General features: G+C 66.4%; 15 protein-coding genes. 13 read left to right on the top strand and 2 right to left on the bottom strand.

The genetic code is table 11. The features are described 5' to 3' along the window. The first annotated feature begins 34 nt into the window (after positions 1-34). The 6 genes from GV792_RS04275 to rraA all read left to right on the top strand — a co-directional run bounded on the left by GV792_RS04275 (position 35) and on the right by rraA (position 3,859). Positions 35-700 (top strand): YcnI family copper-binding membrane protein, encoded by a 666-nt coding sequence (locus tag GV792_RS04275; protein WP_163822314.1) that lies wholly within the window; start codon positions 35-37, stop codon positions 698-700. Between the two features lie 11 nt (positions 701-711). Then, complete coding sequence (locus GV792_RS04280) at positions 712-1,269, top strand: copper resistance protein CopC (protein WP_375154451.1); 558 nt, start codon at positions 712-714, stop codon at positions 1,267-1,269. Beyond that, positions 1,266-2,192: a copper resistance D family protein gene (locus GV792_RS04285; protein ID WP_163822315.1), complete on the top strand. Its 927-nt coding sequence runs from the start codon at positions 1,266-1,268 to the stop codon at positions 2,190-2,192. Before GV792_RS04280 ends, GV792_RS04285 begins: the two co-directional genes overlap by 4 nt. 34 nt (positions 2,193-2,226) lie before the next feature. After that, complete coding sequence (locus tag GV792_RS04290) at positions 2,227-2,700, top strand: SRPBCC family protein (protein WP_163822316.1); 474 nt, start codon at positions 2,227-2,229, stop codon at positions 2,698-2,700. Between the two features lie 165 nt (positions 2,701-2,865). Next, on the top strand, positions 2,866-3,231 hold the full coding sequence (locus tag GV792_RS04295; protein WP_163817986.1) for a DUF5313 family protein: 366 nt from the start codon (positions 2,866-2,868) through the stop codon (positions 3,229-3,231). Positions 3,232-3,370: 139 nt separating this feature from the next. After that, positions 3,371-3,859, top strand: coding sequence for a ribonuclease E activity regulator RraA (gene rraA, locus GV792_RS04300; protein ID WP_163822317.1), 489 nt, complete (start codon positions 3,371-3,373; stop codon positions 3,857-3,859). Between the two features lie 18 nt (positions 3,860-3,877). Here rraA and GV792_RS04305 read toward each other — a convergent pair whose 3' ends face one another. After that, the gene (locus GV792_RS04305; RefSeq protein ID WP_036531561.1) at positions 3,878-4,096 is read right to left on the bottom strand and encodes an RNA-binding S4 domain-containing protein; all 219 of its coding nucleotides are present in this window, start codon (positions 4,094-4,096) and stop codon (positions 3,878-3,880) included. Between the two features lie 148 nt (positions 4,097-4,244). On the opposite strand from GV792_RS04305, the gene lysX reads away from it, so the two are divergent. The 5 genes from lysX (at position 4,245) to GV792_RS04330 (ending at position 9,817) form a co-directional block, all read left to right on the top strand. Next, a complete protein-coding gene (gene lysX / locus GV792_RS04310) occupies positions 4,245-7,568 on the top strand; it encodes a bifunctional lysylphosphatidylglycerol synthetase/lysine--tRNA ligase LysX (protein ID WP_178124419.1) in 3,324 nt (1,107 codons plus the stop codon). A gap of 143 nt (positions 7,569-7,711) precedes the next feature. Beyond that, positions 7,712-8,107 carry a hypothetical protein gene (locus GV792_RS04315; protein ID WP_175583303.1) on the top strand — a complete coding sequence of 132 codons (396 nt, stop codon included), beginning with the start codon at positions 7,712-7,714 and terminating at the stop codon, positions 8,105-8,107. Positions 8,108-8,345: 238 nt separating this feature from the next. Then, positions 8,346-8,672 (top strand): hypothetical protein, encoded by a 327-nt coding sequence (locus tag GV792_RS04320; RefSeq protein ID WP_163822319.1) that lies wholly within the window; start codon positions 8,346-8,348, stop codon positions 8,670-8,672. A gap of 85 nt (positions 8,673-8,757) precedes the next feature. Further along, on the top strand, positions 8,758-9,369 hold the full coding sequence (locus GV792_RS04325; protein WP_163822320.1) for a histidine phosphatase family protein: 612 nt from the start codon (positions 8,758-8,760) through the stop codon (positions 9,367-9,369). 112 nt (positions 9,370-9,481) lie between these two features. Then, entirely contained in the window at positions 9,482-9,817 is a 336-nt protein-coding gene (locus GV792_RS04330; protein ID WP_163822321.1) for a hypothetical protein, read from the top strand. Positions 9,818-9,946: 129 nt separating this feature from the next. On the opposite strand, the gene GV792_RS04335 is transcribed toward GV792_RS04330, so the two are convergent. Next, positions 9,947-10,849 carry a cutinase family protein gene (locus GV792_RS04335; protein WP_175582929.1) on the bottom strand — a complete coding sequence of 301 codons (903 nt, stop codon included), beginning with the start codon at positions 10,847-10,849 and terminating at the stop codon, positions 9,947-9,949. Positions 10,850-11,311: 462 nt separating this feature from the next. On the opposite strand from GV792_RS04335, the gene GV792_RS29215 reads away from it, so the two are divergent. Both GV792_RS29215 and GV792_RS04345 read left to right on the top strand, forming a co-directional pair. Then, on the top strand, positions 11,312-12,301 hold the full coding sequence (locus tag GV792_RS29215) for a glycoside hydrolase family 19 protein (RefSeq protein ID WP_218581184.1): 990 nt from the start codon (positions 11,312-11,314) through the stop codon (positions 12,299-12,301). Between the two features lie 130 nt (positions 12,302-12,431). Next, a complete protein-coding gene (locus tag GV792_RS04345; RefSeq protein ID WP_175583950.1) occupies positions 12,432-13,046 on the top strand; it encodes a hypothetical protein in 615 nt (204 codons plus the stop codon). Positions 13,047-13,186: the final 140 nt, after the last annotated feature.

The following is a 13,186-nucleotide window of genomic DNA, read 5'->3' on the forward strand; positions in this document are numbered from 1 at the left end:
CATCAATTCATTTCGGAGAGAAAGCATTTCATTCATGAACAAGTTCATTTCGCGTGCCTTGTGCACGGCGGCGCTCGGTGGCGGGCTGTTCGCGCTGGCCGGTGGGGTCGCGAACGCGCATGTCACCGTCGACGCCCCCGGTGCCACACAGGGATCCATGGCCATCGCCACCTTCCGGGTCCCGACCGAATCCGACACCGCGGCAACCACTGCCATCACCGTCACCGTGCCGAATCTTCCGGTGGCCATGACCGAACCGATCCCGGGCTGGACCGCCAAGGTCGACCGCAACGACAAATCCCAGGTCACCGCCGTGACCTGGACCGCGGACCCGGGCGCACCCGGCGTCGGCCCCGGCCAGTTCCAGCAGTTCGCGGTGGCACTGGGCCCACTGCCGCTGAAGGACTCGGTGAGCTTCCCGACCAAACAGACCTACAGCGACGGCAAGGTCGTCGACTGGAACCAGCCCGCCGATCAGGGCCTGGTCGCACATCCGGCGCCGAGCCTCACCCTGGCCTCCAACACCGGAAACGGGCACGGCGAACACGGCGTTGAGGCCGAGAATCAGACCGCGCCAGCCGAATCCGATGACGCGGGCACCGACACGACCGCCCGCTGGCTCGGCGGGATCGGACTGGCCGTCGGGCTGCTCGGGCTCGGGCTCGGCGTCGGCTCGGTCATCCGGGGACGGCAGTCGTGACCGCCCCGCGCATGAATATGCGCACACTGCTGTTCACGTTCGTCATCGGGGCGCTGTGTCTGGGTGTCGGCGCCCTCGTCGCCGGGCCCGCCTCGGCCCACTCCGCGGTGGTCGGCACCTCCCCCGAGGACGGCGCCTCGCTGGACGCGGGCCCGGAACGCGTCACCATCACCTTCAATGAAGCCTTACAGCCCAACTTTCCTTCGCTGACTGTCGTCGGCCCCGACGATCACCTGTGGTCCAAGGGTGACCCGGTGGTCGACGGGAAAACGGTGAGCGTCGCGGTCGGCGATCTTGGACCCGCAGGCACCTACCGCGTCGGCTACCGGGTCACCTCGGCCGACGGCCATCCGGTGGAGGGACGACTGACCTTCACCCTGACCACGGCGGGCAAGGGAACCCCCGGCCCCACGGTCGGCGCAGCCGACGCCGACAACGGCGGTTCCGGCGGCATCCCGATCTGGGTGTTCATCGTCGGCGCCATCGTGCTGTTCGGCGGCGGACTGGCCTTCGCGCTGTTCGGGACGGGCCTGTTCGGCAAGGGCGGCACCGGTAAGAGCGGCCGGTGACCGATCGGACGACCGGCGGCCGTGACCGCCGCGCGGCGCTGCTGCTGGTCGTCCCGTCCGGGCTGCTCGGTGTACTGGTCGCGTGGGTGATGACCGCGGTCACCGCGGAGAGCGCGGTCCGGGTCCTCGCCGATATCGCGGGGGCCACCGTGCTCGGGCTCGCGGCGTTGCCGCGGGTGCACGACCGGTTGCGGCCGCCGTGGCGGCTGCTGGCCGTGGTGGCCGGGATCTGGTGCGGCAGCGAATTCGTGGTGCTGGTGTTCGAGGCCGCCGATGTCGTCGGGGTGCCGGTCAGCGCACTCGACGGCGGCCGGTTCGGCACCTTCCTCACCGAAATCAGCGGCGGCCAGGTCGGTATCGCGATCCTGCTCGGCACCGGCGCCGTCGCGTGCTATTCGGCGCTGGCTTTCCGGCGACCGGAGACCGCCTCCCCGGACCTGGTGCTGGTCTTCGCCGCGGTGGCGCTGACCCTGCGGCCGATCACCGGGCATATGTCGCAGCAACCGTTCGGATCGGTGCTCGCCGCGGTGCACGCACTCGCCGCGGGCGCGTGGCTCGGCCTGCTGATCGGCCTTGCGCTGGTGGTGCGCTCGCGCGGCGAATGGGCGATCGCGTTGCCGCGCTACTCCACGGTGGCCATGCCGCTGGTGGCGGTCGTCGCGGTGACCGGACTGGTGAACGGGCTGGTCCGCATCGGCGGAGTCGCGCCGCTGGTGCAGACCGGATACGGCCGGGTGCTGCTGGCCAAGACAGTGATCCTGGCCGCGCTGCTCGCGCTGGGTTGGTGGTGGCGACGCGACTGGGTCGGCCGCGCCGCCGACCATCGGATGACGGCCGAGGCGTCGCTGCGCCGGGCCACCATCGAGGTGGTGGTGATGGCGGTGGCCTTCGGCCTGGCCGCAACATTGGCCGTCACGGCATGACGGAATTCCGCGAACCCCCGGTTACAGTTGCGCCATGACCGAAGTGAAGATCGTCGCCGACTGCGACGCCTCGGCCGAAACCGCTTTCGCCTACGTGAACGATTACCGCAATCTGCCGCGCTTTCTGCGCGAGGTCGAATCATTCACGCCGGTGGGTAGTCAGACCGAAGGTATCGGGGCGACGTTCGACGGCCATATCAAGCTCGGTCCGGTCTCGCTGAACTCCCGGATCGAGATCGTGCGCTGGGAGGAGAACTTCGCCATCGGGGTGAAGTCGATCAAAGGGTTCGAGGTCGAGTCGACCTTCCTGTTCCACGCCACTGACACCGAGCGCTGCACCGTCGACGCCATCGTCGACTACCGGGTCGCCGGTGGTCTGGCCGGTCGCGCACTCGGCAAGACGATCGAACCGTTCGTCAAGATCGCGGTGAAGCACAGCACTGAGAACCTGACCAAGCAGATCGAGGAATTCCACCGCGCCGGCGGTGCCACGAGCAGCCAGGACTGAACAGGCTCCGCCCCGGTCGGCCGCGCGTCCAACGGGCGGCCGGGCCATCCACCTGTGGGCGCACACGGGACCGATCCCGCGGGCCACGAACGACACCGAACGCCCCGGCGCTGAACCCCTATTCGAACCTGGCGGTGACTCACATCACAGGCATAGCCTTGAGGTATGGACAAACCCACCTTCAGGCAGCGCATTGCCTACGATCTGGGCCGCGAGCTCCCCGCGAACCTGCACGAGTGGGTGAAGAACGACCTGCTCGGGCACGGGGCCATGGAACGCTATCTGCTCCGGTTTCTCGGGCCGGTCGTTCCGTTCTTCGCGCTCGTGCTGCTGTTCCCAGGTCCGTTGCCACTCAAGATCGGGCTGATTGTGATGATGACGGTTCCGATGGTCATCTTCACCGTCGCGCTCAGCTATGTATGGCGCCGGTACCGGCTGGTGCAGCACGGCCTCGATCCGAATCTGCTCGATCACGGCAAGATCTCCGAGCACGAACGGGATATGTACGAACTGCGGCACGGACATCGATAGGCGTACCTCCGCCTTCGCTCCGGCCATGCGCGGTCTGACGACAGGCTGCGCCTGGCTGCGCTGATCGCGCTGTGATTCACGTGGAACGAACCCCGCGGTCCGTTCCGGCTGGAATTCGGCCACCTCTAAGCTGAGGCCCATGACCGAACCGACAGATGTTGTGGCGACCGCGGACCTGGCCGACGAAATCGGCCCCGATATTCGCAGCTGCGATACCCAGTTCATCCAGTTCGGCGGCCGCGCGGCATTTTCCGGCCGGATCACCACAATTCGCTGCTTCCAGGACAATCTGCTCGTCAAGCAGACGTTGAGCGAACCGGGCGATGGCAAAGTGCTCGTCGTCGACGGTGGCGCGAGCGTGCACACCGCGCTGGTCGGCGACATCATCGCCGGACGCGGTGTCGACAACGGCTGGGCCGGTGTCATCGTCAACGGTGCGGTGCGCGATTCGGCAATCCTGCGCACCCTCGACATCGGCATCAAGGCGCTGGGCACCAACCCGCGCAAGAGCACCCAGACCGGCTCCGGCGACAAGGACGTCCCGGTAGAGATCGGCGGTGTCACCTTCGTGCCCGGCGACATGCTCTACAGCGATCACGACGGCGTCGTGGTGCGCGCCGAGGACTGATCGGCGCAGCAGCAGGGTTTACTCGGCGACTCGCGCCTGGTGACCGGCGAGAGCGACCACATCGCCGACGTGCAACTGCCGTCCACGGCGTAGCTCGACCTCGTCGTTCACCCGCACGAGACCCGCGGCGATCACCGTCTTGGCTTCCGAACCGGAATCGATCAGATTGGCCAATTTGAGAAACTGGCCGAGCCGAATGGCTTCGTCATCGATCGGCACATCGACTGGTTCCGACATGGTCTAAATACTTACTCCCCCGCCCCGCTCCGCCGTGCGCCGCCCCGGTATCCGGCCGCATTCGGCCATTCCCGAGACGTCGCAAAGGGGCCGCGAACACGCCGCGACAAACTACCGGCAAATCCACCCCAACGGTCACACTGGATCGGTGACTTCCACGCCGGACGACCTACGCCGCACCACCGAGCTATCCGCGGGCAGACCTGTTCCGCCGGTACCGCATCGTGGGCACGGCAGGTTCGCCGAGGTCCCGCATTACGCCGGACTCGTGCTCGGCGTGTTCGCGGTGGCCTGTCTGCTGTGGAGCCTGTCGCCCGCGTTGCGCTACCTGACCCACACCCCGCGCCACTACATCGACGACTACTACTTCGACGCACCCGACACCAGCCTGGTGTGGGCACTGGTGGTGGCCCTGCTGGCCGCCGCGACGGCCGGACGCAAGCGCATCGCCTGGTGGTTGCTGGTCATCTATCTGGTGACCTGGGTGCTGGACAACGCTCTGACCTTCATCCAGGACCGCGACGTCAACGCGCTCGTTGCCGGCGTGGTGCATCTGGCCGTGATCGGCGTGCTCATCGCCGCATGGCCCGAGTTCTACACGCGGGTCCGGCGCGGTGCGGGCCGGAAAGCACTGATCGCGCTGGTCGGTGGGCTTGCGCTCGGCTGTCTGCTCGGCTGGGGTCTGGTCGAGATGTTCCCTGGCACGCTACCCAGCGGAGCGCAGCGGCCGCTGTGGGCGGTGTACCGGGTGACCGGCGCGATCCTGGTGGAAAACGAGCAATTCGACGGCTCACCACACCATTTCGTGAACTTCCTGCTCGGCCTGTTCGGCGCGGTGGCGCTGCTCAGCGCGTTCCTGGTGCTGCTGCGTTCCCAGCGCGCCGATAACGCCATGACCGGACTCGACGAATCCGCGCTGCGTGGGCTGCTGGCCCGTTCGGACGTGGAGGATTCGCTCGGCTATTTCGCCACCCGACGGGACAAGGCCGTGGTGTTCGCGCCGAGCGGTAAAGCCGCGGTCACCTACCGGGTCGAGCTCGGCGTCTGCCTGGCCAGTGGTGATCCGATCGGGGTCAAGGAGGCGTGGCCGCAGGCGATCGACGCGTGGCTGCGGTTGGCGGACCGGTTCGGTTGGGCACCGGCGGTGATGGGTGCGAGCGAACTCGGAGCGACCGCCTACCGCAGGGCCGGGCTGTCGGTGGTGCGGCTCGGCGATGAGGCCGTGCTCGATACCCGGAACTTCTCCCTCGCCGGTGCGGAGATGAAACCGGTCCGCCAAGCCGCGAACCGGCTGCGCAGGCAGGGCGTCTCGGTACGCATCCGCCGTCATTCCGAGATCCCCGCCGCCGAGTTCGCCCAGGTGGTGGCCAGGGCCGAGGCGTGGCGCGATACCGAGAACGAACGCGGTTTCTCCATGGCGCTCGGTAGGCTCGGCGACCCGCTCGACGGCGACTGCGTGCTGGTGGAAGCGGTCGGCTCAGACGACCGGGTGTTGTCCATGCTGTCGCTGGTGCCATGGGGGCGGACCGGGGTATCGCTGGAGTTGATGCGCCGCGACCCGCTCGGTCCCAACGGCGTCATGGAGTTGATGATCTCCCAGCTCGCGTTGACGTCCGACCAGTACGGCATCACCAAGATCTCGCTGAACTTCGCGGTGTTCCGTTCGGTATTCGAAGAGGGCGGACGCATCGGCGCCGGTCCGGTGCTTCGGGCTTGGCGCGGGGTGCTGCTGTTCTTCTCCCGGTGGTGGCAGCTCGAGGCCCTGTACCGGTCGAATGTGAAGTACCAGCCGGTGTGGGTACCGCGGTTCTTCCTGTTCGAGGAGCGCAGGCAGCTGCCGCGGGTGGCGATGGCCAGCGGGTTGGCCGAGGGATTCCTGCCGCGTTTCGGTGCCGAACCAGACGCCACCACGCACACCGGACGCCACAGCGCGGTCCCTGCCACCATGACCGGTCTGCACGCCGACGGCAGCCCACCGGAACCACCCGAGTCCGAAGAGGAACTGCTGCTGGCACGCAGGCCCGAACAGGTGCGGGTTCGGATGACCAAACTGGACCGGCTGGCCGCCAGCGGCATCGATGCCTATCCGGTGGCATATCCGCCGACTCACACCGTCGCCGCTGCGCGCCGCTCCCCGCGCGGGACCACGGTCCGCGTATGCGGCAGGCTGCTGCGCATCCGCGATTACGGCGGCGTGGTCTTCGCGGTGGTGCGCGACTGGTCCGATGACATCCAGCTGGTGCTCGACCGGGAACGCCTCGGCGCCGAGCGGTGCGCCGAGTTCGGCGAATTCTTCGACCTCGGCGATCTGATCGAGGTCAGCGGACGGATCGGCCGCAGCCGACGCGGCGAGTTGTCGCTGCTCGTCGCGGACTGGCGGATGCTCGGCAAATGCCTGCATCCGCTGCCGGACAAGTGGAAGGGCCTGGCCGATCCGGAGTCGCGGGTCCGCCAGCGATACGTCGACATGATGATCAACCCCGAGACCCGCGAGGTGCTGACCAAACGCAGCGCGGTCGTGCGCTCGCTGCGGGACTCGCTCACCGACTGGGGTTACATCGAGGTCGAAACGCCGATCCTGCAGCAGGTACACGGCGGCGCGAACGCGACACCGTTCCGCACCCACATCGATGCCTATGATCTCGACCTCTACTTGCGCATCGCGCCCGAGCTGTACCTCAAACGACTATGCGTCGGCGGCGTGGAGAAGGTGTTCGAGCTGGGCCGAACCTTCCGAAACGAGGGCGTGGACTTCAGCCACAACCCGGAATTCACCATCCTCGAGGCATACGAGGCGCACAGCGATTACGAGCGGATGATGCACCTGTGCCGTCAGCTGATCCAGAACGCCGCCCTGGCCGCCAACGGCTCCATGGTGGCCATGCGTCCCAAGGACGACGGCACCGTGGAAGCAGTGGATATCTCCGGTGAATGGCCGGTCAAGTCGGTGCACGGGGCCATCTCGCAGGCCATCGGCACCGATATCACCCCGCGCACCGATGTGCAACGGCTGCGGGAACTGTGCGACGCCAACGTCATCCCGTACCAGCACGCCTGGGACGCCGGCCAGATCGTGCTGGAAATGTATGAGCATCTCGTCGAGGGCCGCACCCAGGAACCCACCTTCTACATCGACTTCCCCACGTCGGTCTCACCCCTGACCCGCGGCCACCGCCGCATCGCGGGCGTCGCCGAACGCTGGGACCTGGTGGCGTGGGGCGTCGAATTGGGCACCGCCTACAGCGAACTCACCGATCCGGTCGAACAGCGGCGCAGGCTCACCGAACAGTCGATGCTCGCCGCGGGCGGCGATCCGGAGGCGATGGAACTCGACGAAGACTTCCTGCAGGCCCTCGAACACGCCATGCCGCCGACCGGCGGGCTCGGCATGGGCGTCGATCGCATCGTCATGCTGATCACCGGGCGCAGTATCCGCGAGACCCTGCCATTCCCACTGGTGAAGCCGAGGTAGTTTCGGCCGCGACTCGAATCCAGTAGCGGAGGCACGGATTCGAGTGGCTCGGATCGCAGGTTTCACCAAGCATCGGTCCGGGCACTAGGGAGAAGGATCGGCGCGCCCGGAGGAGGTGGCCGACGATTTCGATTGGGGTTTACGTGTACTACCTTGACCTGCTGACCAATGCCGGCACGCTCGACCATTCGACATGGGCGAGCCCGGAGGTGTGGACGTCAGCGATGGAGCAGGAGCTCGCCAAGAAGGGCGGCAAGAAGGGCAAAGGCGGCCTGTTCGGGATCATCTGTGTGGTGGTGATTCTCGTGGTCGTCGTCGCCGTCGTGATCCTCGCCAAGCGAAAGAAGGACGAACAGTCCCAGCCGCCGCAGCAGCAATTCCCGCCGCAGGGACAGTTCCCGCAGCAGGGACAGTTCCCGCAGCAGGGACAGTTCCCGCAGGGTCAGAACAACCCGTACCCACCGCAGGGCCAGTACCCACAGGGCCAGCAGAACCCGTATCCGCCGCAGGGCGGCCAGTACCCCCCGCAGAATCACTGATTGCTGCTGAATGGTTTCGGGCCCGGGTCGCGCACGCGGCCCGGGCCTTGATCGTTCTCGCGCCGCTGAGACACCCGCTGGTGCCCAGATCTGCGTTGTCACCCCAGATCCGCGAGGTCCATTCGGGCACTGAGTGATTGCGCTTGCTGTCCGAGCGACCGTTCGGTCACTCGACTAGGCTGAGGATTCGGTCCGCCGGGAGGAGGCGGCCCTCGACAGAGTGAATGGGGAACCGTCGTTGCACTACCTTGACCTGCTGACCATTGCCGGCGGGATCGACTATTCGACATGGGTGAGCCCCGAAGTCATGACGTCGGCGCTCGATCAGGAGCTGGCGCGAAAGGTCTCGAAGAAGAGTTCAGGGTTCAATATGCCCCTGACGCTGCTCATCGGCGGCCTCTGCTGCGTGCTGGTAGTAGCAGGCGTCATCGGCCTGATCGTCTGGATGGTGAGCCGCGCGAACAACGACGGGCCACGGCAGCCGCCGTACAACCCGAACCAGTACCCGCCACCGGGTGGCCACTATCCGCCACCCGGTGGTCAGTACCCGCCGCGGAACTACTAGCACCGGTCGTTCGACTCGCAGGCCATCGGCGGGCCACCATCCCTCCTATTGCGCGGTCGAGACCTCGATGCGGCACAGTATGGGGGTGCAGTTGATTCTCGTTCGCCACGCGCAACCGGTTCGGATCGAGCAGGCCGAGGGGGCCGCCGACCCAGGATTGGCTGGGATCGGGGTTGAGCAGGCCGAACGGGTGCCCGCGGCGTTGAGTCATCATCGGATCAAGCGGGTGGTGAGCAGTCCGCAACGGCGGGCACGGGAGACTGCGCTGCCCACCGCGGCAAAGCTGGGGCTCGAAGTCGAGGTGCTCGACGGGCTGGCCGAATACGACCGCGACCTGCCCGCCTATATCCCGATCGAGGACGCCAAGGTCGAGTTCCGCGCGGAATACGACCGGATCAAGGCCGGGCATCTGCCGACGGTGATCGATGAACTCGCGTTCAAGTCACGGGTGCTCGACACGATCACCGATATCGCCGTACGCGCCGACCACACCGACACCGTGGTCGCCTTCGCGCACGGCGGCGTGATCAATATCCTGCTGCAAGACGTGCTCGGTCTGGCGCGTCCGCTGACCTTCCCGATCGACTATTGCTCGATTACCCGGGTTCTGTTCTCGCGCACCGGCCGACGCACCGCCGCGACCATCAACGAGAATGGGCATGTGTGGGAACTGCTGCCGCGCAATATCTCTGCCTGAGCGATTCCCAGCAGACTGCCAGCCTGATCGCACCGGTATCCCAGCGACGGCGGCTTTCCTGGAATCCGTGCACCGCAGTTGCGGTTCATGTTCCGGGAGAAAGGGATTTCCGTTGCACTCCACGACACAGTCCTCCGTTCGGCAGATCGGCCTGCGGGTAGCGGTGGCGGGTGCGCTCGCCGCGGTACCCGTCGCGGCGGTCGCTGCCACCGCGTCGGCCGAGGCACCTGCCGCAGCCAGCACCCAGGTCGTCGACGCCGCTGCCCCGGTATCGGCGACCGCCGATGATGTGAGCCGGCCCGGCCGCCACCTCGACCACGGCCCCGGCGGTGAGCGTCGCCTGTATCCGGACGACAACCGTCCCGATCATCCGGGACCCATCGGCCCTGGTCCGCGCGTCTTCCAGCATGTGCTGCCCGGCGGCACCGGATCATTCGGCAGCAGCTGACGGATTCGGTCGGACATGGCCCGTCGGCTGCGCGCGGCTGGACGACGCGGCAATGTCCGAATCCACAAACGACTGCGGCCACCTGCCCGGTAGATGCCGAGCAGGTGGCCGCAGTGCGGAGCTGTCTATTCAGTCCATACGGTCGAACCAGTTGTGCATCCAGGAGATGGCGGTCTGCCCGCCACCGACCTGGTAGCTGCCGTAGCTGGTGTGGGCATGCGACTCATAGAAATCTTCCAGCTCCTTGACCCGCTGCTGGTTGGCGGAATCGGTGAGCTGGGCTTGCAGCGTCGGGATGCCGCCATTGGCCATCAGATCGTCGATGATCGCACCGGCTTCCAGCTGGTAGCGCCACAGGTTCGCCGGATTGGCGTCGGAGCTCTGTGCCAGGAATCCGGCGAATCGGGTGACGAAATCGTCCGAGGCGGTGGCGCAGTAGAGGTCGTCGACGGCACAGATGGTCCGGACCCGGTCGTGGATCCAGCCGAAGCCACCCGCTCGGGCACCGCCGCCGCCGGCGCCACCCGCGTGCGGGCCGACCTGAATGTCGGTGGGCGAGCGACGCGGATCCGAAATCAGGCCGACGCCGGCGATCCGGCTCGGCGGCACCACGCCGACGCCCGTGCCGATTTCGGCGGCGAGGTCACCGGCGGCGTCCGCACCCTGGCTGTAGCCGAGCAGGCCGATCTTGGTCGCGCCGCAGCGCTGCGCCATGGCACCGACCAATCCGCGTGCTTTGTCGGTGGCTTCCTTCTTGGACTGGCCGTAGACATCGCCCTCCCACGGGAAGGCGGTGGCGGCGTAGGTGATGTAGTCGACCTTCGTCCCGGAGCCGAGCCTATTGGTCACGCCGGACAGCATGCCGGGCTGCGGTTTCTTGTCGTGGCCGGTTTCCCAAGTGCCGGGGATGGCAACCACGTACAGACTCGGGCATCCGGGCGCGGCCGAGGCCACGGTGTTACCTCCGAATACCAACCCGGACGCGATCGCCGCGCATGTGCCGAGTGCCGCGGCAACCTTCTTGAACTGCATACTGCTCCAGTCAACCCATGCCCTGGTGAGGGCGTTCCCGTACACGCTGTCGCTTCGATGCTGAACTCGGTGGATGTCGCACCGGTGCACACGAAGTGAACACCATCCATCCCACCGAGTGCGCACACCCGGATAACATCCAGGGCCCCGACGCACACACCGCGAATAACAATAGGGCCACAGCCGAACCCTCGCCAACCGAACGCGAGCGGTTGTCCGATTTTCACCGGGCACCCGCCCCCGCCCATGCCACAATCTCTCGGCATGGCGCCAACGAGCGACACATCGGCAGCGAGGTCGGCACCGATCGACGCGGATCGGTCCTCTGCGTCGCGGGCGGAGTCCCCTGGAGCCGCCGGCCCCGATAACGCGCGTATCTGCCCCACCTACGGATGGTTCGGCTGGCAGGTCCGCGTTGGCTCCCCTCCCCGCGCCTCCGAACCCGCCAAGGATGTCATCGAGTTGACCCGAGCCATCTTCCAATTGATGGTCGATCAACTCGGCGTCGGGGAGCCCGCGCAGATGCCGGATGTGGCGGAGTTGCTCAGTAAGGCCGGGCTGTACGACCTGAAAAGCAAGTCGATCGCCATGTCGGCCTATAACGACAACACCGGCACGATAGCGAAGATCACGGAGCAACTGGTCGACCGGGACAAGGCCGTTTCCGCCGAGGTGGTCGAGGCGGCCAGGCAGGGCACCAAGCTCAACAAGGACATCTGGGACGAGGTGGTCGAGCTGCGCAGCGCGGTGACCGCCGTCGGAGACGGCACCCTCGCACGCGACGTCGAGAAGAAGCTGCTCGACAGGTTCGGATCGTCACTGCAACGGGTCTGGACGATGTACGAGGCGGTCAGCGGGCACAACAAGTCGACTGGCGACAAGATCGAGCCGGTCACGCTCGAGCAGCTGAAGGCCCTGGCCCCCAAGACCGATTCGGACAAGCTGGCGAGGTATCTACCGCATCTCAATACAGCGATGCGAGACGCCGGAATCGTCGAACCGAAACGTAAAGCCGCATTTCTCGCCCAGGTCGTGCACGAAACCGACCGGCTTCGAACGCTTACCGAATACGGGAGCAAGGGGTATTTCGAGCGCAATTACGGATCGTCCACCGCAGTCGGCCGCGACCTTGGCAACACGCGGCCCGGAGACGGCGCTCGATATCGCGGACGTGGCGCACTGCAGATCACCGGACGACACAACTACGAGAAGGCGGGCAAGGCACTCGACGTCGATTTCATCCGCGATCCCGAGCTGGCCGCGAAGCCCGAGCATGCCTTCGACATCGCCACCTGGTTCTGGGAGTCGAAGCGGCTCAACGATAGGGCGGACGATGTGCGAAGTCCATCGGATTTCGACGCGATCACCAGGACGATCAACGGTGGCAGCAACGGCCTCGACGAGCGCAGGGAGTACTACGCCGAGGCCCGAAAGATCTTGGGCGCGGACTAGGGGATCCACCGGATATGACGGGAAGGTGGCACGTGAAATCCCAACCCCGTTGTGCGCCAGTGAATTGCGCGCGATATGGTCATCGCGTGTCCAGTCCACGAGGACGGACAAAGCGGAGGGAATTCTCAGAATGAAGTTCGGAAAGATCACCACTGCCGTATTCATGGCCGTCACCGCGGTGGGGATTACCGCGGCCACCGCCAATGGTCAGCCCGCCGTGGCGACCGAGTCGACCGTGGTGACTTCGGGGGACGCGACTTCCGGTGTTGTGAGCGGAATCAACTACAACACCACCGTTTCCCCTTCTGACAAGACCATCACCTGGTCGGTCGACAGCGGCAAGTTCGAGCTGGCGTCGGACGGTTCGGCCGTGCTGCTGAAGTCGGACACCGGCGCGACGGTGGACCAGGTGGCGCTGCGCTCCGAGGTCGCCGGGCTGCCGATCGCGGTGGACGAGGAGATCAGTGCGGACGGCCGCAGCGTGACGCTGGCCGCCACGATGACGCCCGAGGACAGCGCGAAGCTGAAGGACGTCGCGGAGCTGAAGGACATCAGCTCCTACGACCGGCTCATGGAGCAGGTCAACAAGAACGCGCCCGGCATCATCATCGGTGCTCTGATCGGTTGCTTCATCCCGTTCCTGTGGATCATCACCATCCCGGCGGGTGCGGTCATCGGCGGATACGTGATGGGTGGCCAGCCGTTCCTGGACGCGCTGATCGCGTTCGCGACCGGTCAGCCCTGATCTGACACAGCGATACCGAAAGGGTGCGCAGGCGTTCGTCGCCTGCGCACCCTGTGTGTTTTTCACAGCAATTCGGGGTCACGCCAGTGCATTCGGGCAGAGAAAAAGGGCGTTGCGCCGGAAAGTTCCCGCGCCACGCC

Source organism: Nocardia cyriacigeorgica (assembly GCF_010868145.1).
Taxonomy (GTDB): domain Bacteria; phylum Actinomycetota; class Actinomycetes; order Mycobacteriales; family Mycobacteriaceae; genus Nocardia; species Nocardia cyriacigeorgica_D.